Source organism: Serratia sp. MYb239 (assembly GCF_002966855.1).
Lineage (GTDB): Bacteria > Pseudomonadota > Gammaproteobacteria > Enterobacterales > Enterobacteriaceae > Serratia_B > Serratia_B rhizosphaerae.
In genome coordinates this window covers 2,189,704-2,209,046 of record NZ_CP023268.1, presented here as the reverse complement: position 1 = coordinate 2,209,046, position 19,343 = coordinate 2,189,704, and the positions used below count along the sequence as shown (strand labels likewise).

Sequence of the window (19,343 nt, the reverse complement as noted above, 5' to 3'; positions counted from 1 at the left end):
GAGAGCCCTTCATGACACTCCCACAACCTCGTTACGATTTACCAAGGCTAATTTTTGGCGTGCTGTTTATTGCCATTATGATCATCGCCTGCTTTTGGGTGGTGCAGCCCTTCATACTCGGCTTTGCCTGGGCCGGCATGGTGGTGATCGCCACCTGGCCGGTGCTGCTAAAACTGCAGAAGCTGCTCTGGGGACGGCGTTCGCTGGCGGTGCTGGCGATGACGCTGCTGCTGGTGCTGCTGTTCGTGATGCCGATTGCGCTGCTGGTGAACAGCGTGGTGGACAACAGCGCGCCGCTGGTCGCCTGGGCCAGCACGCCGGGTAAAGTGCATATTCCCGATCTGGCCTGGCTGCACGCGGTGCCGATGATCGGCGACAAACTGTATGACAGCTACCATACGCTGATTCAAAGCGGTGGCGGCGCGCTGATCGCCAAGGTTCAGCCCTACTTCGGCCGTACCGCGACCTGGTTCGCCTCGCAGGCGGCGCATATCGGCCGCTTCCTGATGCACTGTTCGCTGATGGTGCTGTTCAGCGCGCTGCTGTACGCCCGCGGCGAACAGGTGGCGCTGGGCATCCGCCACTTTGCCGTACGCCTCGGCGCCGAACGCGGCGACGCCGCCGTGCTACTGGGCGGCCAGGCGATCCGCGCCGTGGCTCTGGGCGTGGTGGTCACCGCGCTGGTGCAGTCGGTGCTGGGCGGCATCGGGCTGGCGGTCGCCGGCATTCCGGCGGCGGTGCTGCTGGCGGTGCTGATGTTCATCTTCTGCGTCGCGCAGCTCGGGCCGTTACCGGTGCTGGTGCCCGCCATTATCTGGCTTTACTGGAGCGGCGACACCACCTGGGGCACCGTGCTGCTGGTATGGAGCTGCGTGGTCGGCACGCTGGACAACTTCCTGCGGCCAGTGCTGATCCGCATGGGCGCCGATTTGCCGATGGTGCTGATCCTGTCCGGCGTCATCGGCGGCCTGCTGGCCTTCGGCATGATCGGGCTGTTCATCGGTCCGGTAGTGCTGGCCGTCTCCTACCGCCTGCTCACCGCCTGGATGAATGAAACACCGGAGCCGACCGCCGATCTGGAAGAAGTCGCCAAGGATTTGGAAGAGATGTAATTTAATCCCGCCTGCCCGCAATGGGCAGGCGCGTTCACACAATACAATTAACAGCATTCCCCGCCGCACGACAATTCGCATTAATATAAAATCTATTTCGTCATGCCAAATGGCGCGTTAATAAACATGCCGTAAGGATACATGTTCTATTTTCTGTAAATACGAGGGGAAATAATCATTTAATGGTTTAAATTGCAATTATTAGGACAATTCTTAATGACTAAAACGCGCTAAGTGCCTAGTATTATTGCCATATCTTGCTTTAACTCGCTGAAGCCAAGCAAGTTTCCGAACAATGTAATGCCATACATATGAATTGCTGTGTGTAGTCTTTGCCCGTCTTCTTAGATGGGCTTTTTTTTATTCTATTTTTCTCCCCGCTTATTTTCCCTCATTACCAAGTTACATTCAGAAATAAAATAGCCGCAACATTGTTGCGGCTATGGCATTAATCTTAATTTAATTAAAACGGCTTATTTTTGTTGCGCCAAATTAATCCAGGTCTGCACCACGGTATCCGGGTTCAGCGACAGGCTGTCAATGCCCTGCTCCATTAACCACTCGGCAAAATCCTCATGGTCGGAAGGCCCCTGTCCGCAGATGCCGACATACTTGCCGTGGCGCTTGGCCGCCTGAATCGCCATCGCCAGCAGCGCTTTCACCGCTTCGTTGCGCTCATCAAACAGTTCCGATACCACGCCGGAATCGCGGTCCAGGCCCAGGGCCAGCTGCGTCATATCGTTGGAACCGATGGAGAAACCGTCGAAGTGCTCCAGGAACTGATCCGCCAACAGGGCGTTGGACGGGATTTCGCACATCATGATCACTTTCAGACCATTTTCACCGCGCTTCAGCCCCTGCTGCGCCAGTTCGGCCACCACCGCTTCCGCCTGCGCCACGGTACGCACGAACGGCACCATGATTTCAACGTTGGTCAGCCCCATCACGTTGCGTACGCGTTTCACCGCTTCGCACTCCAGCGCAAAGCAGTCGCGGAAGCTGTCGGAAACATAGCGACCCGCGCCGCGGAAGCCCAGCATCGGGTTCTCCTCGTGCGGTTCGTATTTATCGCCGCCGACCAGGTTGGCGTACTCGTTGGATTTGAAGTCGGACAGACGCACGATCACCCGCTTCGGCCAGAACGCGGCGCCCAGCGTCGCGATGCCTTCCACCAGCCGGCCCACGTAAAACTCGACCGGATCGTCGTAGCCCTGCATCATGCCGCGGATTTCCGCCTGCAGTTCCGGCGTCTGCTGGTCAAATTCCAGCAGCGCGCGCGGGTGCACGCCAATCATGCGGTTGATGATAAACTCCAGACGCGCCAGGCCGACGCCTTCGTTCGGCAGGCAGGCGAAGTCGAACGCCCGATCCGGGTTGCCGACGTTCATCATGATTTTCAGCGGCAGCGACGGCAGTTCGTTGACTTCGGAGCTCTGCACGCTGAAGTCCAGCTCGTCCTGATAGACGTAGCCGGTGTCGCCTTCGGCGCAGGAAACGGTGACCTTCTGGCCGTCTTTCAGCAGGTCGGTGGCGTGGCCACAGCCAACCACCGCCGGGATGCCCAGCTCACGCGCGATGATCGCCGCGTGGCAGGTGCGGCCGCCGCGGTTGGTAACGATCGCCGCCGCCTTTTTCATGATCGGCTCCCAGTCCGGGTCGGTCATGTCGGTGACCAGCACGTCGCCCGGCAGAATGCGATCCATTTCGCTGATATCGTGGATCACTTTCACCGGGCCGGCGCCGATGCGGTGGCCGATCGCGCGCCCTTCCACCAGCACGTTGCCGCTGCCGTTCAACTGATAGCGTTCCATCACCTGGCCGTTGGAGCGCACGGTTTCCGGACGCGCCTGCACAATCAGCAGCTTGCCGGTATGGCCGTCTTTGGCCCACTCGATATCCATCGGGCGGCCGTAATGTTTTTCAATCAGCATCGCCTGATGCGCCAACGCCTGCACCTCGTCATCACTCAGCGAGAAACGATTGCGCTGCGCCTCCGGCACGTCTTCAATCTGCACCTGCTTGCCGTGATCCTGCGACGGCGCGTACACCATGCGGATTTTCTTCGAACCGAGGTTGCGGCGCACAATCGCCGGCTTGTTGTTCTGCAGCGTCGGTTTGTGCACGTAGAACTCATCCGGGTTGACCGCCCCCTGCACCACCATTTCGCCCAGACCGAAAGCGGAAGTAATAAACACCACCTGATCAAAACCGGATTCGGTATCGATGGTGAACATCACGCCGGAAGAGGCCAGATCCGAACGCACCATGCGCTGTACGCCGGCGGACAGCGCCACGCCGCGGTGATCGTAGCCCTGATGCACGCGGTAGGAGATGGCGCGGTCATTAAACAGCGAGGCGAACACGTGTTTAATCGCCACCATCACGGCGTCGATGCCCTGCACGTTAAGGAAGGTTTCCTGCTGGCCGGCAAACGAGGCGTCCGGCATATCTTCAGCGGTGGCGGACGAACGGACGGCAAACGAGGCCTCCGGTTCGCCGTCGGCCAGCTGCTGGTAAGCCAGGGTGATTTCGCGCTCAAATTCCGGGTGGAACGGCGTATCAATAATCCATTGGCGGATCTGCGCGCCGGCCTGCGCCAGCTGCGTGACGTCATCAACGTCGGTGTGATCCAGCAGCTGGTAAATGCGTTGGTTAACGCCGCTTTGTTCCAGGAAATCGTTAAACGCCTGTGCGGTGGTGGCAAAACCGTTTGGCACGGCCACGCCCAGATCGGAAAGATTGGTGATCATTTCACCGAGCGAGGCATTCTTGCCGCCAACGCGGTCAACGTCGTTCATGCCAAGCTGGTTATACCAAAGCACATTACGCAAGTCTGGGCCATTGTTGGGCATCGAGACAATCCTTATTGCTATCAGTAGGGTATAGACGGACTTTAGGCTGCGCATCGGCTGAGCACCGGCCCGGCGTATGCCGGGCCGGTTATTCGCGTTGCTCATCGCTTATTGGTGCCTGAGCGCAGCCTACTTCAATTGCGTTAACTGCTCGTTGGTTTGAGCGCAATCAGACTAGCACAATCATCCATGAGAAATGGAAAGGTGAATCGTTCAACCCAATGAAGAAAATGGATTTTAAGAGTATTACCTAAATGAAACTTTTATGATGGTATCGTTCCCTTTTTAGCTAACCGCTTTTTATTTCAATAAATTACATAATATTTAAACTTTAAATTGAAAAAAGCCGCCCGCCGGCGCGCCAAAGCGCCATTTTCCGCGTCAGTCCCCCCCTCAACGCCGGAATTGATATTTCATAAAAAAAGAAAAAGTGTTTCAGGCAACGATGGCAGCCGATTATTCCTATTTTGCCCCGTCTCTGCCCATTCCCTGAGCAAGCGTCTCTTGCCGTCACACTTTTTTTGTTAGCCTCTTTACCGCTGAATCATCTGGAGCCCATTATGCTTAACCTTCAGGCAGACCCATTGCCGCAGCAGCAGGATTACTGTTTCTCAATTAAGGAGTCACGGGTGGAAAGAAGCGTTTTCTATATTTCGGACGGCACCGCCATTACCGCAGAGGTATTAGGCCATGCGGTGCTGTCGCAGTTCCCGGTCACGGCGACCACCTATTCGCTCCCCTTTGTCGAAACCGAGGCGCGCGCGCGCGCCGTCTGCCAGCAAATCAACGATATTTACCAGCAGACCGGCGAACGCCCGCTGGTGTTTTATTCGATTATTTCGCCGGAAGTGCGTCAGGTGATCGTGCAGAGCGAGGGCTTTTGTCAGGATATCGTACAGGCGCTGGTCGGCCCGCTGCAGCAGGAGCTGAACGTCGACCCGACGCCGGTGCCGAACCGTACCCACGGGCTGACCGCCAGCAACCTGGGCAAATACGACGCGCGCATCGCCGCCATCGACTACACCCTGGCGCACGACGACGGCATCTCGCTGCGCAATCTCGATCAGGCGCAGGTGATCCTGTTGGGCGTCTCCCGCTGTGGCAAAACCCCCACCAGCCTCTACCTGGCGATGCAGTTCGGCATCCGCGCCGCCAACTACCCGTTTATCGCCGACGATATGGATAACCTGCAGCTGCCGGCAGCGCTGAAGCCGTTCCAGCACAAGCTGTTCGGCCTGACCATCGACCCGGAGCGCCTGGCCGCTATTCGCGAAGAGCGGCGGGAAAACAGCCGCTACGCCTCGCTGCGCCAGTGCCGCATGGAGATTGCCGAAGTGGAGGCGCTGTTCCGCAAAAATCAGATCCGCTATCTGAACAGCACCAACTATTCGGTAGAGGAAATATCCACCAAAATCCTCGATATTCTCGGCATGAGCCGCCGCATGTTCTGATCGCCCCGCATTTGTCACGCCGCACGGGCGGCGTGACGGTATGCAACGCCATTTTTTACCGCCTCAGGTCAATAAATCTCGTTTTGTACGGTTGAAATCAGCCGCTTTTGCGTTATTGTGATCGTCATCACTTCCCGGTACTCCTGCCGTAGAGAAGAAACAGATTCAGAGAACGTCATGCACAAAACAGATGAACTGCGGACCGCGCGCATCGACAGCCTGGTTACGCCGCAAGCGCTGGCGGACAAGCTGCCGATTTCTGCGGCGGTTGCCGATAACATGACAGCGTCACGTAAACGTATTGAACGGATCCTGTCAGGCGAGGATAAACGCCTGCTGGTGGTGATCGGCCCCTGCTCGATTCACGACCTCGACGCCGCGCTGGACTACGCCGGCCGCCTGAACGCCCTGCGCGAACGCTATCAGGACCGGCTGGAAATCGTGATGCGCACCTACTTCGAGAAACCGCGCACCGTGGTGGGCTGGAAAGGCCTGATCTCCGATCCGGCGCTGGACGGCAGCTACCAGGTCAACCGCGGCATTGAAATGGCGCGCAAGCTGCTGCTGGACGTCAACCAGCTCGGCCTGCCGACCGCCACCGAATTTCTCGATATGGTGATCGGCCAGTATATTGCCGATCTGATCAGCTGGGGCGCCATCGGCGCGCGCACCACCGAAAGCCAGATCCACCGTGAGATGGCCTCGGCGCTCTCCTGCCCGGTCGGCTTCAAAAACGGCACCGACGGCAATACCCGTATCGCCATCGACGCCATCCGCGCCTCGCGCGCCGGTCATATGTTCCTCTCGCCAGATAAAAACGGCCAGATGACCATTTACCAGACCAGCGGCAACCCGTACGGCCATATCATTATGCGCGGCGGCAAAACGCCGAACTACCACGCTACGGATATCGTCGCCGCCTGCGACAGCCTGCGCGAGTTCGACCTGCCGGAGCACCTGGTGATCGATTTCAGCCACGGCAACTGCCAGAAGCTGCACCGCCGCCAGCTGGACGTGGCGGAGAACGTCTGCCAGCAGATCCGCGCCGGCTCCTCCGCCGTCGCCGGCGTCATGGCGGAAAGTTTCCTGGTGGAAGGCACGCAGAAAATCGTCGCCGGACAGCCGCTGACCTACGGCCAGTCCATCACCGACCCGTGCCTCAGCTGGTCAGACAGCGAACAGCTGCTGGCGATGCTGGCGGACGCGGTGGACACCCGCTTCTGACAGATTCCCGGCCGGGGTTACCGCCCCGGCCTGCCCGCAACGCATCATGCTCCGTCTGTTCGCCAATGTTTTTACCCCAACCCCATTTTTACGATAAATCCCCGACGCAGGTTTAAGGCATACTGCAGGCTGTTTCAATCAGCCTTGACAGCCGACATGACCGAACAACTTCATATAACACTTGTCGTGGAGCTCAGCCGTTGGATAGAAAACCACCTTGGCCGGGCCATTCAGTTACCCGAACTCGCCGCCTACTCCGGCTATTCGTTATGGTATATGCAGAAGGTTTTTAAGGAGATTTCCGGCTATTCGCTGGGACGTTACATCCGCGAACGCCGGCTGATGGGTGCGCTGCGCAAGCTGCGCTTTTCCGAGCAGAGCCTGTTTGATATCGCCATCGATTTTGGCTTCGGCTCGCAGTCGCACTTTTGCTATATGTTTAAAAAGCGCTTCGGCTTCACCCCGTCCGAGCTGCGCAGCTCGCCGGCGCTGCCGGTCACGGTCACGCTGACGCCGCCGCTGCATGAGCAGCTGCCGCAGGCCGCCTAAACCGGTTATCACCCGCACACGATGTCTGTCAGTCGCGGGTAACCTGAATGGCCGTAAACGCCCGGCACTTCTCTGTCGCCTCAATGACCGGCAATTGCAGGAGCCGTTCACGCGCCCCTGCAATTGCGCTTATAAAAGCGTGGGAGAGCGGTTTTATCCCACGGTCACGATTATTTTACCGACCTGACCGTTTGCTTCCATATAGCGATGCGCATCTGCGATATCTTCAAGCCTGAAGGTTTTATCGATGACCGGTTTCAGTTTGCCAGAACGCAAACCTTCTGAAACGAAGGTTTTCGCTCGCTCCATTTTTTCCGCGTCGGTGGTGATTTCGAACAGCTCATAGCCGCGTAGCGTGAGATGTTTACCGAGAATATCGAATACAGGCACCAGCATGTCACGGCTGTCGAGCGCACCGTACTGGAAGTACATACCTTGTGGTGCCATGATTTGAGTCAACTTTGCCACGTCCGGGCCACCAACAGGATCAAAAACAATGTGCACACCTTCGCCATGTGTCGCCCGGTTGATTTCAGCGACCATATCCTGCTCCGCAGTCGCGATCACAGCGGCCGCCCCTGCTTGCAGAAGCATGTCGCGTTTTTCGCTGGTTCGGGTCAGGGCAACAGGTTTGGCCCCCAACATGTTCGCGATCTGAATAGCTGCCAGGCCAACGCTGCTTGATGCTGCGCGGATAATAACATTCTGCCCGGCCTGCAGGTTACCGTATTCAACCAGTGCGCCATAAGCCGTGACGAACATCATCCAGCTTGCGGCCGCTTCTTCGAAAGACAAATTGCCAGGATGTTTCACCACCGCGTGTAGCGGCGCGTTAACACGCTCACCGTACATACCATATTCGTTAAACATGAATGCAGGGATCACGCTGACCACATCCCCTTTGGCGAACCCTTCGACATTCTCACCGACAACCTCAACCACGCCAGCCGCTTCATAACCCAGACGTGCCGGGAATTCGGGGGCAGTCACATACTGACCATTTCGGTACATAATTTCAGCACGATTGAGGCCAATTGCATGTACGCGGATTTGGACTTCCCCTGCGGCAGGCGCCGGCACCTCTACATCAACAACCTCAAGAACTTCCGGACCGCCGGTGCGGTTAAACGTGACAACTTTAGACATATATAGACCTCGTCAGTTAGCGGTATACCTTATCGATAGCGTGAAAGGTGTACTCGATTAATCTGCGAACAATCTACGTGGTTGTCACCCGGGTAAAAATAGCCGCTGAGGAACTTCAGTGTTATTCATTCAGTAACAATCTGTCGGTTTCAGCCGATCTGCCGGCAAAAACCTCGCTGAACCAGTCGATAAAGACGCGCACCTGAGGGGAAAGATAGCGCCGGTCCGGATACATCACCGACACGGGTTTGGCAACGGAGGGATACTGCGTCAGGATTTCTTCAAGCTTACCGGAGGCGATATGCGGGGCAAGGGCATCACTGGAGGCCTGGATGATCCCCAGACCGGCCAGGGCGCAGGACAACAGAATATCGGAGTTATCGACCAGCATGCTGCTGGCAGGGCGCAGTGAAACCACCTCCCCATTCTCGATAAACTTCCACTCCATCACGTCACGACTGTGTTCGCTGAAGAAGTTAACTGCCCGGTGCTGTTCCAGTTCTGCCAGTGTTGCCGGCCTCCCATACCTCTGCAAATAGGAGGGAGCGGCGCAGGTGGCCATCCTGATATCCCCGAGACGTCTGGAGATAAAGCTTGAATCCTGCAATTCCCCCAGGCGTACCACACAGTCCACGCCTTCGGCGATCAGATCGTTTTTTTTATCCGATGAAACCAGCACCACGTCAATATCGGGATATAACGACTTGAACTGCGTCAGGTGGGGAATAAGGATGGTATGGGCCAGCGCCAGCGGAACATCAAGCTTGAGCCGCCCACGCGGTGGTAAGGTTGATGAAAAGTTGGCCATCATGCCATCGACTTCAGCCAGAACGTGTTTGGCATGCTGATAAAACTCGTCCCCTTTCGCCGTAATACTCAGCTTGCGGGTGGTACGATGTATGAGTTTTACGCCAAGTTCGTCCTCGAGCTGCTGTATCGCTTTACTCACTGCGGGGCGGTGCAGCTGCAGAATATCAGCAGCTTTGGTGAAGCTGCCCTGCTCAACGACCTGTATAAAAATGCTAATATATTCAATTATGTTAGAACGCATATCACTACCGGAGCACCCTCATCTACCGACCGAACCGAGCCGTTTTATCATTCAGATTGACCTACCGCGGCATCCGAACTCTTATGTCGGCAAGAAATTAATCGTTGATCCCACTACGTGAATTCTAACCTATATCCTTCAGAACCGATCCACGAGACAGACAAGAGCAAAGTGACCCAAGTATACCTCTGCTTCCGACCTGTAGTGCTTCGCGCTTCGGCACCAGGCAGCCGTAAGCGGGCAAGCTAACGGAGCTGAAGGTCCGCTGTGAGCGAGAAGCGGACGTCAAAATCATGGCGATAGGGTAGTTATGCCACATTAGACATAAAATTCCTTGGGCGGCCCCCTGCAGAGCGCCTTAGCGTCATTTTGAGGCGAGATAGCCGTTTCTGCTACCTTTACTCCGGCAAGAATCCTGAAAAAAGCTCCTGATGATTTCGGCACGTCTGAATGGTTTTACCGGATTTGGACTGTTTTACGTCACGTTTGACCGTTGTCTTGTATGGACCCTCATGATTATCGATGAATAGTCAGGTGTGTACCTTGATATCCGTCGGCTTGATATTCAGCGCCCGCTTCAGGTCAGCAATTCTGACAGCGTCATAGCCATGTTCATGAAAGTGTGCCTGTGCAATTGCGACTAATGCTTCGCGATCAAATGCAGTTCATCGCAACCTGTTTTCTTATTTCAATTTGCTTCCTGAATCCATTTTTGTAGTAATCACTAAAATTATCAGCATAAAGTTATATATCCATATTATTGATATAAAATATTTTTTTAATTTATGTTAATTTTTTAACTTGCAGTGTTTTACTTTTACGTGTAGTGATCACTATACACCTAACTCACGGCAATGAGGAGAATACACAGTGACTCACTCTTTTCAGAACAAAATCGCGGTTGTGACCGGCGCATCATCTGGCATTGGGCTTGGGATCGCACAGGAATTAGCAGCACTCGGTGCAACTGTGATCATTACCGGGCGGGACAAGAATAAACTTGAATCTGCACTCAGTACTCTTGGACCGGATGCGAGTCAGTTTCAGGTGAATGTATCCAGCCTCTCCGAACTGGATAATTTTTATAAGCAAATATTGTCCCGGTTTGGTCGCATTGACATTCTGATAGCAAATGCCGGCATGGGCGAATTTGAACCCCTCGGGCAGATTACCCCGGAGAAGTTCGATCGTCAGTTCACAACGAACGTAAGGGGTGTCACGTTTACCGTTCAGAAAGCATTACCACTTATGAAACCAGGAAGCAGCATTATTATCACGGGCTCAACGGCATCCATTAATCCCGGTCAGGGCCTCAGTGTTTATGGAGGCACCAAGGCTGCTTTACGTGCAATGGTACGCAGCTGGATTGTGGACATAAAAGGTGCTGGCGTTCGCATTAATATCCTCAGCCCCGGACCGGTGGATACTCAATCCTTACACGATTTCCTTCCTGATCCCGTTGACGCCATCCTGCAGTCTTTGCGTGACCGCAGCCCGATTGGCCGCATCGGCCAGACAGAAGAAATAGCAAAAGCTGTTATCTTCCTCGCCAGTGATGATGCCAGTTATATCAACGGCGCGGAAATTTTTGCCGATGGCGGCGCATCTCAGATCTGACTGTTGTTACTGGAGAAGGAATATTTTTGGGCAACATAGCAGTCCTCCCTTCTGCGGGAACCGGCCCTGCTGCCACGATTTGGTCCGGCACAGATGCTTCCTGTCGGCAGTGGACCTGTTGCGCTGATTTTCAACGGCAATATTTAATGTGGTTCGCCTAGTTGGTGCGTGGCGGATCCATTTCAACCCTGACCTTAGGAGTTCAAATTATGATTAATTCCGTTCGTGCAGAAAATGAACAGCATTATTTCGATGAGTTAGAAATTCAGCGGTTACTCGCTACCTATGCCCACAACCTGGATGACGGGAAATTTGCTGAGAATGCCGAATTGTTTAAACATGCTGAATTTATTGTTCTTAGTGATATGGCTCATGGTAGTGAAGAGGTTGAGCAGTTTCTTAACCGTGGCGTTCAGCGTCATAAGGACGGAACTCCCCGGACGTGGCATAACGTTTCTAATGTGCTGATAGATGTTTCACCTTCCGGTAATTCAGCTACCTGCGTCAGCTATTTCACCGTGCATCAGGAACTGGAGGGGTTTCCTTTGCAGCCCGTATGCACAGGACGGTATTACGACAGTTTTGAAAAACACGACGGCCAGTGGCGGTTTACATCGCGCAACGTGGTTCCCCGTTTGATGGGTGCACTTCAGTTTCATGTGGGCACGCCTATCGACAGTTCGCAGACTGAGAGAGCGTAGTAGACTTCACTTTTTTATACCCGTCAGCCATCAGTGCCAGAACGGCAATGCGGGGCACCGGCCAGCTCAATGCTGACCGGTGCAGCTTATTAATAAAGTCAGGACAGTTGGAGCCACGTACCCGGAATACTCAGCGCAAACTCACTACCGAAAACGATCGCCGGTGTCTGAAAACCGGGAAAACTGTCACCGTTCAGGACACGCCTCGCAGCCTCTGTGGCCGCAAGCGGCGTATAGGAATATCCGTTAACCGTCCCGATCACAGCCCGGTGGACCCTCCCGTCAGCCCCGGTGACCTCAGCAACAGCGCGTGCGCGATTTGCATCGCGTTCATCCTGCCCGGGTCCTTCAGGAAGCAGGGACAAATCACCCTGCGGAAAGGCATCCCCTGTTACATGCACAAACATCTCAATATTCGGAATACCGGTTGAATGCCATGCCGTCACCAGATCGCCAAAGGAAAGCGGCGCACAGGCCACAGGGCCTTCACCAAAATCAAACCAGCCGGGCTGCGCATCCTCTTTCGTCATCAGAATACCGTTAACACGTTCCAGCAGGCCGGCTGCGATTATTTCGCCTGCGCTGACGGCAGACCCCCGGGACATCGTTCCGGCCACCTGTAATGCTATACGCAACCGTCGTGGTTCCGGTACATGTCGTGCAAGGCGAACGGCCAGGCAGTCGGTAGGTACCACGTCCCAGCCCACGCCCGGCAGTAGCATACTCCCGGCCCGCGCCGCTCTTTCTCCCAGTGACTCAGCCAGCCTGTAAATGTTAATTTCCGCTGTGATATCAAGGTAATGAATACTCTGGTCTATACAGGCTTTCATCAGCGGTTCTGCCGTAGCAGTAAACGGCCCGGCGCAGTTCAGCACAATGTCGACGCCTGCCAGCTGCAGCGCGGTTTCAGCAGCGTCCTCCAGGCCGAATACCCGCATACTGACGTCAAGTTCACCGGCAAGTGCGGCCAGTCGCTGCCTGTTTCTGCCGGCAATAATAATATTCAGGCCGGCACTTTTAGCCTGCGCGGCGGTCATGCGTCCCGTGTAACCGGTGGCGCCATAAATCAGTAATGTTTTCATGGTTGAGGGTGCTGCCATTCTTTATAAACAAATTCCAGGCTGTAGCCATCGGGGTCGAAAACGCCGGCGGCGTAGTAGCGGGGATCGTAGTGAAGCCGGGCACCGGGTGCGCCATTGTCAGACGCGCCGGCACGCATGGCTGAAGCATAGGCTTCATTCACCATTGTCTGATTTCGCGCGACAAACCCGACATGTACAGCAGCTGGCGCAACAGTTCCTTCGCGTAGCCAGAAAAAGATCCGGCCCTGAGCACCGAACCCTTTCAAATCCGGGTGGCCGGGCGGCCCCTCTTTTCCGTCATAATCATGACGAACCGTGATGCCGAGAGGGGCAAGCACTTCCGTATAGAAACGGACAGAACGGTCTGTATCGCTGACCGTTAAAAACAGATGATCGAGCATAAAACCTCCGGAAGGATTCAGATTTGGTAGCCGCCGGCAACCTCGATGGATTGTGCGTTAATCCAGACGCTGTCATCAGAGACCAGGCCTGCGATAACCCGGCCGACATCATCCGGCTCTCCCACGCGTTCCAGCGCGGTCTGTGAGGCGAGCAGAGTCTCAAATTCATCATTCAGTCCTCCGCCAAGCGGCGTACGGATTGCACCCGGAGAGACTGCGTTTGCCCGGATGCGCCGCGGCCCGAACTCTTTGGCCATATAGCGGGTCAGTACTTCAAGGCCGCCTTTAAAGGCAGCGTAGGGCGCAACACCTGCCGTAGCCACGCGCGTGGTGGCGCTGGTAACGTTGATGATGTGCCCTCCATCGCAAATCAGAGGCAGCAGCTTTTGGGTCAGGAAAAAAGGGCCCTTCAGGTGTACGGCAAAAAGACTGTCGAACTCACTCTCCGTCACCGTTTCAATCGGGTTGAAGAGCCCAAACCCGGCGTTGTTGGCCAGCACGTCAATATGCTCACGTTCCCAGGTGACACTCACTATGTCCAGTAAGGCGTCGCGGAAAGTGCCGAAAGTTTCGGTGCGAGCCACATCCAGATGCAGCGCAACGGCACGGCCGCCTGAAGCCTCAATCTCCTTCACAACCCTCAGGGCAGATTCAGGATGGCTGTTATAAGTCACAATCACCCCCATCCCTTTAGCCGCGCACTGTTGCGCCACGCTGGCGCCGATCCCGCCACTGCCGCCGGTAACCAGTACAATTTTCATGATTTCATCCTTTCTGTCTGCGATAGAAAAAGGATAAAACTTCCCGGACAGGTCAACCTCTGCGTTCCTGCTCGATTCTTGCCTTTTTCTGCTTTATGCTCGCTTTAATCATCATACTGAGGAGGCTGACTTTGATACTGGAACCCCTGCTTGACGAGCTGCGTCTTCTGGCCGCTCATGCCCGAAACTGGCGAACCGAAACCGGTATCCCCCGTGTGGCCATGGTGCAGGGTAACGTTCCCGCACATGCACTGGCTGCGGTCTATGAGCCGATGGTTAATCTCATATTGCGAGGCAGTAAATCCATGACGGTGGGAGACCGGGTATTCAACTACAATCCTGCTTCTTACTTTGTTATGTCAGTAGATTTGCCAGCCGTAGGCGAAGTCCATCCCGAGGCAACCGGTGAGCCGTATCTCGCGGTCAGCCTGACCCTGACGCCGGAACGGATTGCGACACTGCTGGCTGATTTACCTCCCGTGAAGGCTGATTCACAGTCGGGTGCTTTTTCCGTTGCTGCCGTCACGCCCGAACTGCTGGATGCCTGGGTAAGAATGCTTCGCCTGATGAAAAGTCCTGAAGATATCCCTGCTCTCGCACCGGTGTATGAACGTGAAATCCTTTATCATGTTCTGAAAGGCCCACATGGCTGGATGCTGAGGGATATTGCTTCACCGGGAACCATGCTGGCGCGGATAGGTAATGCGATTCGCTGGATAAGACATAATTTTGCTGATGAATTTGTGGTTGAATCACTGGCCGGGCAGGAGGCCATGAGCGTATCGGCCTTTCATCGTCATTTTAAGTCTGTGACAAACATGAGTCCGGTCCAGTATCAGAAGCGCGTCCGTCTTCTTCATGCCAGAACCAAATTACTGGCGCGTCAGCAGAGCGTCACGTCTGTTGCCATGGAGGTGGGTTATCGCAGCGTGCCCCAGTTTAATCGTGAGTACGCCCGTTTCTTTGGCCGCTCTCCTTTAAAAGACGCTGCAAGTCTCCGGAACGACGCTGATGATGCAGAAAGCTCTCTGAATCACCACGTTTAATGCGACAGTGAATTTTGCTGTCGCAACGAGGCAATAACTCACCTCAAGATATTTCACTCCGTGGGTAGCAGCCAGGAAAACCCAACACGCAGTAACTCAGACGTAGTTCAATTTCGCAAAGTGACGGCCGGCACTCTTACTCATCCTTCCTGACAGACGACTTCGATGTTATTACCGTCAGGATCAAGGATGAAAGCCGCATAATAGTGTGAATGATAATGATCGCGAATTCCCGGCGCGCCATTGTCTATACCGCCTGCCTGTAGAGCGGCACGCCAGAATTCGTCGACTATGTCCCGCTCACTGGCAGCAAAAGCCAGATGTGTTGAAGCGCCAGTTATGTCTTTATCATGAAGCCAGAGCCTCGGATATCCCTCCGGGCCCAGCCCGTACCGGGCACCTCCCGATAAAGTACGCTCCGGAGGCACAGAAATAATCAGGCTGAACCCCAGCGGAGCGAGAGCTGCTTCAAAGAATTTGAGCGATACCTGAGCATTTTTTACAGCAATTTCAACATGGTCGATAACAGACATAACTTTTATTTCCTAGTTAAACATTTTTTGGCTCCAGGAGAGCGCTGAATGCCTGACCGGCCAGCTGAGCCACGGCAGTTAACCTGGCTTTTGACAGTCCCGTTACTGCGGCTGCAGAAAAGCCCCGCAGCGTTGTCACGACATAATCAGAAAGCTCGCGGGCCCGTGCAGGTTCATACTGCCGGATATAATTTCTGATAAACTGAATTCCTGCCTCACCATAGCGACTTGCCAGCTCCCGGGCCTGCGGATCGTCGGCACGCATACCTTCAGCCACAAGACAGCCTCGCTGGACCGGGGATCGGGCGTATAAACGTGCAGCAGTCATAAAAAGATCTGCAACCGCCTCATCCAGCGGCCTGCCCGGAGTCAGAATTTTGTCAGCCGGCAGGTTTCCTTCTGCAACATAGAGATCCAGGCAGCGTTCAAACAGCCCTGCTTTACTACCGTAAGCGGCGTAAAGGCTGGGAGGATTTATGTTCAGCGTCTTTGTCAGTTCCGTGATACCTACAGCATCATAACCATGCTGATGAAACAGCGCTTTAGCCGTCTGCACGCCAGACTCTCTGTCAAATATCCGCCTGGGTGCTTTTATTGTTTTTTCGGTATCGCTCATAGGTTTTTTCCCTTGCATCAGAAGTATTTCTGAATGCCATCTTAAAACTTTTTTGTAGTGAACGCTACAATCAGTTAGTGACAGCCTGTTCAAGGTTGAATATAGTGACCACTACAACAAGCCACAAGGTGCAATTATGAATCAGACATTTAAGGGAAAGTTCGCCGTTATCACTGGTGGCGGAAGCGGTATTGGTCTGGCTATAGCGAAAGATCTGAGCGACGAAGGCGCAGATGTCATTATCACTGGCCGGAATGCACAAACCCTTCAGGAGGCGGTAAAGGCGCTGGGGAAAAATGTAAAAGGTATTGTGGCTGACGTCAGCAGCAAGGTTAGTATTGATGCGCTTTATGAACAGGTTAAAACGGAATTCGGCCACATTGATATTCTTGTCGCTAATGCCGGCGGTGGGGTCCATGCTCCGCTTGGTGAAATCACTGAAAAACAGATCCACGATCAGTTTGCCACAAATGTTAAAGGTGTTGTGTTGACTGTTCAGCAGGCTATGCCCCTGCTTGGAAAGGGTTCGAGCGTGATTATCATTGGTTCGACGGCGTCAGCAGACCCGGGACCCACCATGAGTATTTATGGTGCGACCAAAGCCGCAGTCAGAAACATGGTGAGAAGCTGGATTACAGAGCTGCACGGGACGGGTATACGCATAAACATTGTCAGCCCGGGTCCTGTGAATACAGCGTCTCTCAGAGCCGCATTTGGCGATAATGCCGAAGAGGGGATCGCCTTCCTCACCGCTAAAAGTCCGTTGGGACGTATCGGAGAGCCGGAAGAAATAGCCTCTGTAGTTTCATTCCTGGCCAGTGATGCCTCAAGTTATGTGAATGGTATAGAGCTGTTCGCAGACGGGGGTGCCTCTCAGACCTGACAGATGACAGGTACGTTCATTTAATACAAAATTACTCTCGCTCTCCCGTTTGTGTTGGCCCAGAACGCAGATGTCCGCTTATGGCACACAGCAGACAAACACGTGACGCTGAAGGTCTGCTGAGAGCGAACAGCGGACGTTGACGTTCTTTATAAAAATTCGGTTTGTGTTGTTTTGCATTAGTTTAGAGACGAAAAATATTGCGTCGGTGATTTACCCAGCGCTTTTCTGAACATCGTAATAAACGCGCTGACCGAATCATATCCCAGCGTTCCGGCTACACGCTGCACGGACTGACCTTCAGCCAGATGGCTCAGGGCAATCATCAAATGCAGTTGTTGACGCCAGCGACCAAAGCTCATTCCTGTCGCCTCTTTTATCAGCCTGGCCAGCGATCGTTCGCTGGTGACCAGATGTGCAGCCCACTGCTTTAACGTTCGCCGATCATCAGGCTCATTAAAAAGTGCCTCCGCCATATTCCGGATTTTAGGATGATCGGATACGGGAAGATGGAGCGCTTCAACCGGCACATCCGGAATATGCTCCAGCAGCACCGCTGCGAGCCTGGCAGTTTTACTGTCAGGAGAATAAGCCTGTCCCTGCTCTGCCAGATACAGAACAAGCTCGCGGACCAGAGAAGTCATCGCCAGGGTACAGCAGATTTCCGGCATCGCTGCCGCGCCGGGTTCGATGAACAAAAAGCAGGTATCTGCATTCTTCGTGACCCGGCAACTGTGGGGAATTTTACCCGGAACCCAGACAGCATGTCCCGGTGGAACAAGCCACAGCGCATCCTCAACCTCACAGCTCACTGCACCGCGCAAAGAGATAATAAGTTGTCCCTTACGGTGAGAGTGCGGACTCTGACCTGCATACTCGCCTGACGATGATACATGCAGCGCGATAGCAGCCTGACTGAAAGCATCGGCATTAAACTCATCCGGTGAGGTCACCGGTTTTTTATTAACTGGCATGATTTAGTTATATGTTGTCAGATTATCTATATTCTGTAACTCATGCGTCCTTTAAAGTCTTTCTTTTTACCAGAGAAAGCAAAATTTATGTCCCACACTACGAACAAGTGGTCTTCAATCATACTTGTGACCGGCATCCTTTTTATAGCTATCAACCTGCGTGTTCCTTTTACCGCTATCGCACCCGTTTTAGAGTCTATTCGCCATGATTTTGGGCTAAGTATTACTGCCGTTGGGTTGCTTAACTCGCTGCCTTTGCTGGCCTTTGCCGCCTTTTCACCGCTGAGCGCATCCATCTCACACAAGTACGGTCTTGAACGCACCCTTTTTGGTGCCTTGGCCGTGATTTCAGCGGGCATCCTGCTTCGCTCCGCAGGCAGTGTCTGGGCGCTTTATGGCGGAACCATATTGATAGGTATCGGGATTGCCCTCGGCAATGTCCTGCTGCCTGGCCTTATCAAACGTGACTTTTCTGGCAACGTGGCTTCCGTGACGGGGGCATATTCCATCACCATGGGCGCGGCTGGTGCTATTGGTTCAGCCATTGTCATTCCTCTGACGCAGGGCTGGGGCTGGAACATCGCGTTAGCCATGCTGGTTATTGCACCGCTGCTTGCGTTGCTTTTATGGTTGCCCCAGTTAAAGATGAAGCATCAGTTGCCAGGAGAGGGTGAGAAAAAAGCGGCGACCGTCGCGGTCTGGCGCTCGCCTCTGGCATGGCAGGTCACCTTGTTTATGGGCCTGAATGCGATGCCGTTTTATGTTGCTGTCGGCTGGCTACCCGCCATTCTAACGGACAGTGGACTCTCCTCAGCCCAGGCCGGTGAAGTACACGGCATTCTTCAGCTGACCACAGCTATTCCCGGCCTGATTCTGGCGGCCACGCTGCATCGCCTCAACGATCAGAAAGCAGCCGCTGCCGGCGTCAGCCTGTTAACCGCTGCGTCCTTTATCGGCATCCTATACCTGCCAAATCTGGCGATGTTGTGGGCTGCTCTTCTCGGCTTCGGCTCGGGTGCCAGTATGATGCTGGGCCTGACCTTCATCGGGCTACGTACCAAAAATGCCGGTGACGCCGCCGCGCTGTCAGGCATGGCGCAGAGCGTCGGTTATCTGATGGCGGCGATGGGTCCGCTGTTGCTGGGCAAAGTACAGGAGTTGTCCGGAGGCTGGACATTGCCATTACTGATGACCGCAGCAATCGCGGTCGCTGGTGCCTGCACAGGAATGGCTGCCGGACGAAATGCACACCTGGAACCGGCACAGCAGCCGGGCTGAATTTGCTGACACTGCAGGAGAGCGCTCTGTTCTCCTGCTGTGGATACTCTCCATTATCGTTCCGAT

Annotated in this window: 18 protein-coding genes and 1 other RNA gene; 10 read left to right on the top strand and 9 right to left on the bottom strand. The window is 54.5% G+C overall.

Going from position 1 to position 19,343, the window contains the following annotated elements; genetic code table 11:
* Positions 1-11 precede the first annotated feature (11 nt).
* Entirely contained in the window at positions 12-1,112 is a 1,101-nt protein-coding gene (gene ydiK, locus CLM71_RS10620; protein WP_105230969.1) for an AI-2E family transporter YdiK, read from the top strand.
* A 254-nt stretch (positions 1,113-1,366) separates the two neighbouring features.
* An RNA gene (gene rprA / locus CLM71_RS10615) (antisense sRNA RprA) lies at positions 1,367-1,476 on the top strand.
* Between the two features lie 109 nt (positions 1,477-1,585).
* On the opposite strand, the gene ppsA is transcribed toward rprA, so the two are convergent.
* Entirely contained in the window at positions 1,586-3,964 is a 2,379-nt protein-coding gene (gene ppsA, locus CLM71_RS10610) for a phosphoenolpyruvate synthase (protein WP_105230968.1), read from the bottom strand.
* Positions 3,965-4,593: 629 nt separating this feature from the next.
* On the opposite strand from ppsA, the gene CLM71_RS10605 reads away from it, so the two are divergent.
* The 3 genes from CLM71_RS10605 (at position 4,594) to CLM71_RS10595 (ending at position 7,188) form a co-directional block, all read left to right on the top strand.
* On the top strand, positions 4,594-5,415 hold the full coding sequence (locus CLM71_RS10605) for a pyruvate, water dikinase regulatory protein (RefSeq protein WP_105233309.1): 822 nt from the start codon (positions 4,594-4,596) through the stop codon (positions 5,413-5,415).
* A 177-nt stretch (positions 5,416-5,592) separates the two neighbouring features.
* Complete coding sequence (locus CLM71_RS10600; RefSeq protein WP_105230967.1) at positions 5,593-6,639, top strand: 3-deoxy-7-phosphoheptulonate synthase; 1,047 nt, start codon at positions 5,593-5,595, stop codon at positions 6,637-6,639.
* A 156-nt stretch (positions 6,640-6,795) separates the two neighbouring features.
* On the top strand, positions 6,796-7,188 hold the full coding sequence (locus CLM71_RS10595; protein ID WP_105230966.1) for a helix-turn-helix domain-containing protein: 393 nt from the start codon (positions 6,796-6,798) through the stop codon (positions 7,186-7,188).
* Positions 7,189-7,341: 153 nt separating this feature from the next.
* Here CLM71_RS10595 and CLM71_RS10590 read toward each other — a convergent pair whose 3' ends face one another.
* Both CLM71_RS10590 and CLM71_RS10585 read right to left on the bottom strand, forming a co-directional pair.
* Positions 7,342-8,334 (bottom strand): zinc-dependent alcohol dehydrogenase family protein, encoded by a 993-nt coding sequence (locus CLM71_RS10590; RefSeq protein WP_105230965.1) that lies wholly within the window; start codon positions 8,332-8,334, stop codon positions 7,342-7,344.
* 121 nt (positions 8,335-8,455) lie between these two features.
* On the bottom strand, positions 8,456-9,385 hold the full coding sequence (locus tag CLM71_RS10585; protein ID WP_105230964.1) for a LysR family transcriptional regulator: 930 nt from the start codon (positions 9,383-9,385) through the stop codon (positions 8,456-8,458).
* 870 nt (positions 9,386-10,255) lie between these two features.
* Between CLM71_RS10585 and CLM71_RS10575 the strand changes: the two genes are divergently transcribed.
* Entirely contained in the window at positions 10,256-11,002 is a 747-nt protein-coding gene (locus CLM71_RS10575; protein ID WP_004958655.1) for an SDR family NAD(P)-dependent oxidoreductase, read from the top strand.
* Positions 11,003-11,211: 209 nt separating this feature from the next.
* The gene (locus tag CLM71_RS10570; RefSeq protein WP_004958653.1) at positions 11,212-11,703 is read left to right on the top strand and encodes a nuclear transport factor 2 family protein; all 492 of its coding nucleotides are present in this window, start codon (positions 11,212-11,214) and stop codon (positions 11,701-11,703) included.
* Between the two features lie 98 nt (positions 11,704-11,801).
* On the opposite strand, the gene CLM71_RS10565 is transcribed toward CLM71_RS10570, so the two are convergent.
* The 3 genes from CLM71_RS10565 to CLM71_RS10555 are packed head-to-tail and all read right to left on the bottom strand — an operon-like array spanning position 11,802 to position 13,947.
* Positions 11,802-12,785, bottom strand: coding sequence for a trans-acting enoyl reductase family protein (locus CLM71_RS10565; RefSeq protein WP_004958650.1), 984 nt, complete (start codon positions 12,783-12,785; stop codon positions 11,802-11,804).
* Positions 12,782-13,186, bottom strand: coding sequence for a VOC family protein (locus CLM71_RS10560; protein ID WP_004958648.1), 405 nt, complete (start codon positions 13,184-13,186; stop codon positions 12,782-12,784). Before CLM71_RS10560 ends, CLM71_RS10565 begins: the two co-directional genes overlap by 4 nt.
* Positions 13,187-13,203: 17 nt before the next feature.
* Entirely contained in the window at positions 13,204-13,947 is a 744-nt protein-coding gene (locus CLM71_RS10555) for an SDR family NAD(P)-dependent oxidoreductase (RefSeq protein ID WP_004958644.1), read from the bottom strand.
* 95 nt (positions 13,948-14,042) lie between these two features.
* Here CLM71_RS10555 and CLM71_RS10550 point away from each other — a divergent pair, with 95 nt between their 5' ends.
* Positions 14,043-14,993 carry an AraC family transcriptional regulator gene (locus tag CLM71_RS10550; protein WP_004958642.1) on the top strand — a complete coding sequence of 317 codons (951 nt, stop codon included), beginning with the start codon at positions 14,043-14,045 and terminating at the stop codon, positions 14,991-14,993.
* Between the two features lie 140 nt (positions 14,994-15,133).
* Here the strand turns inward: CLM71_RS10550 and CLM71_RS10545 are convergent, their stop codons facing one another.
* Entirely contained in the window at positions 15,134-15,526 is a 393-nt protein-coding gene (locus CLM71_RS10545) for a VOC family protein (protein WP_004958640.1), read from the bottom strand.
* Between the two features lie 16 nt (positions 15,527-15,542).
* Entirely contained in the window at positions 15,543-16,142 is a 600-nt protein-coding gene (locus CLM71_RS10540) for a TetR/AcrR family transcriptional regulator (protein WP_102991033.1), read from the bottom strand.
* Positions 16,143-16,278: 136 nt separating this feature from the next.
* Here CLM71_RS10540 and CLM71_RS10535 point away from each other — a divergent pair, with 136 nt between their 5' ends.
* Positions 16,279-17,025, top strand: coding sequence for an SDR family NAD(P)-dependent oxidoreductase (locus CLM71_RS10535; RefSeq protein WP_004958633.1), 747 nt, complete (start codon positions 16,279-16,281; stop codon positions 17,023-17,025).
* A gap of 179 nt (positions 17,026-17,204) precedes the next feature.
* Here CLM71_RS10535 and CLM71_RS10530 read toward each other — a convergent pair whose 3' ends face one another.
* Positions 17,205-17,999: a helix-turn-helix domain-containing protein gene (locus CLM71_RS10530; RefSeq protein ID WP_004958543.1), complete on the bottom strand. Its 795-nt coding sequence runs from the start codon at positions 17,997-17,999 to the stop codon at positions 17,205-17,207.
* Between the two features lie 87 nt (positions 18,000-18,086).
* Between CLM71_RS10530 and CLM71_RS10525 the strand changes: the two genes are divergently transcribed.
* On the top strand, positions 18,087-19,277 hold the full coding sequence (locus CLM71_RS10525; RefSeq protein ID WP_039991721.1) for an MFS transporter: 1,191 nt from the start codon (positions 18,087-18,089) through the stop codon (positions 19,275-19,277).
* The last annotated feature ends 66 nt before the right edge of the window (positions 19,278-19,343 follow it).

What these genes read in the sequence shown, in the direction of transcription:
- ydiK (WP_105230969.1), top strand. Translation starts at nt 12, where the DNA reads ATGACACTCCCACAACCTCGTTACGATTTACCAAGGCTAATTTTTGGC.
- ppsA (WP_105230968.1), bottom strand. Translation starts at nt 3,964, where the DNA reads ATGCCCAACAATGGCCCAGACTTGCGTAATGTGCTTTGGTATAACCAG.
- CLM71_RS10600 (WP_105230967.1), top strand. Translation starts at nt 5,593, where the DNA reads ATGCACAAAACAGATGAACTGCGGACCGCGCGCATCGACAGCCTGGTT.
- CLM71_RS10595 (WP_105230966.1), top strand. Translation starts at nt 6,796, where the DNA reads ATGACCGAACAACTTCATATAACACTTGTCGTGGAGCTCAGCCGTTGG.
- CLM71_RS10590 (WP_105230965.1), bottom strand. Translation starts at nt 8,334, where the DNA reads ATGTCTAAAGTTGTCACGTTTAACCGCACCGGCGGTCCGGAAGTTCTT.
- CLM71_RS10585 (WP_105230964.1), bottom strand. Translation starts at nt 9,385, where the DNA reads ATGCGTTCTAACATAATTGAATATATTAGCATTTTTATACAGGTCGTT.
- CLM71_RS10570 (WP_004958653.1), top strand. Translation starts at nt 11,212, where the DNA reads ATGATTAATTCCGTTCGTGCAGAAAATGAACAGCATTATTTCGATGAG.
- CLM71_RS10565 (WP_004958650.1), bottom strand. Translation starts at nt 12,785, where the DNA reads ATGAAAACATTACTGATTTATGGCGCCACCGGTTACACGGGACGCATG.
- CLM71_RS10560 (WP_004958648.1), bottom strand. Translation starts at nt 13,186, where the DNA reads ATGCTCGATCATCTGTTTTTAACGGTCAGCGATACAGACCGTTCTGTC.
- CLM71_RS10555 (WP_004958644.1), bottom strand. Translation starts at nt 13,947, where the DNA reads ATGAAAATTGTACTGGTTACCGGCGGCAGTGGCGGGATCGGCGCCAGC.
- CLM71_RS10550 (WP_004958642.1), top strand. Translation starts at nt 14,043, where the DNA reads ATGCTCGCTTTAATCATCATACTGAGGAGGCTGACTTTGATACTGGAA.
- CLM71_RS10545 (WP_004958640.1), bottom strand. Translation starts at nt 15,526, where the DNA reads ATGTCTGTTATCGACCATGTTGAAATTGCTGTAAAAAATGCTCAGGTA.
- CLM71_RS10540 (WP_102991033.1), bottom strand. Translation starts at nt 16,142, where the DNA reads ATGAGCGATACCGAAAAAACAATAAAAGCACCCAGGCGGATATTTGAC.
- CLM71_RS10535 (WP_004958633.1), top strand. Translation starts at nt 16,279, where the DNA reads ATGAATCAGACATTTAAGGGAAAGTTCGCCGTTATCACTGGTGGCGGA.
- CLM71_RS10530 (WP_004958543.1), bottom strand. Translation starts at nt 17,999, where the DNA reads ATGCCAGTTAATAAAAAACCGGTGACCTCACCGGATGAGTTTAATGCC.
- CLM71_RS10525 (WP_039991721.1), top strand. Translation starts at nt 18,087, where the DNA reads ATGTCCCACACTACGAACAAGTGGTCTTCAATCATACTTGTGACCGGC.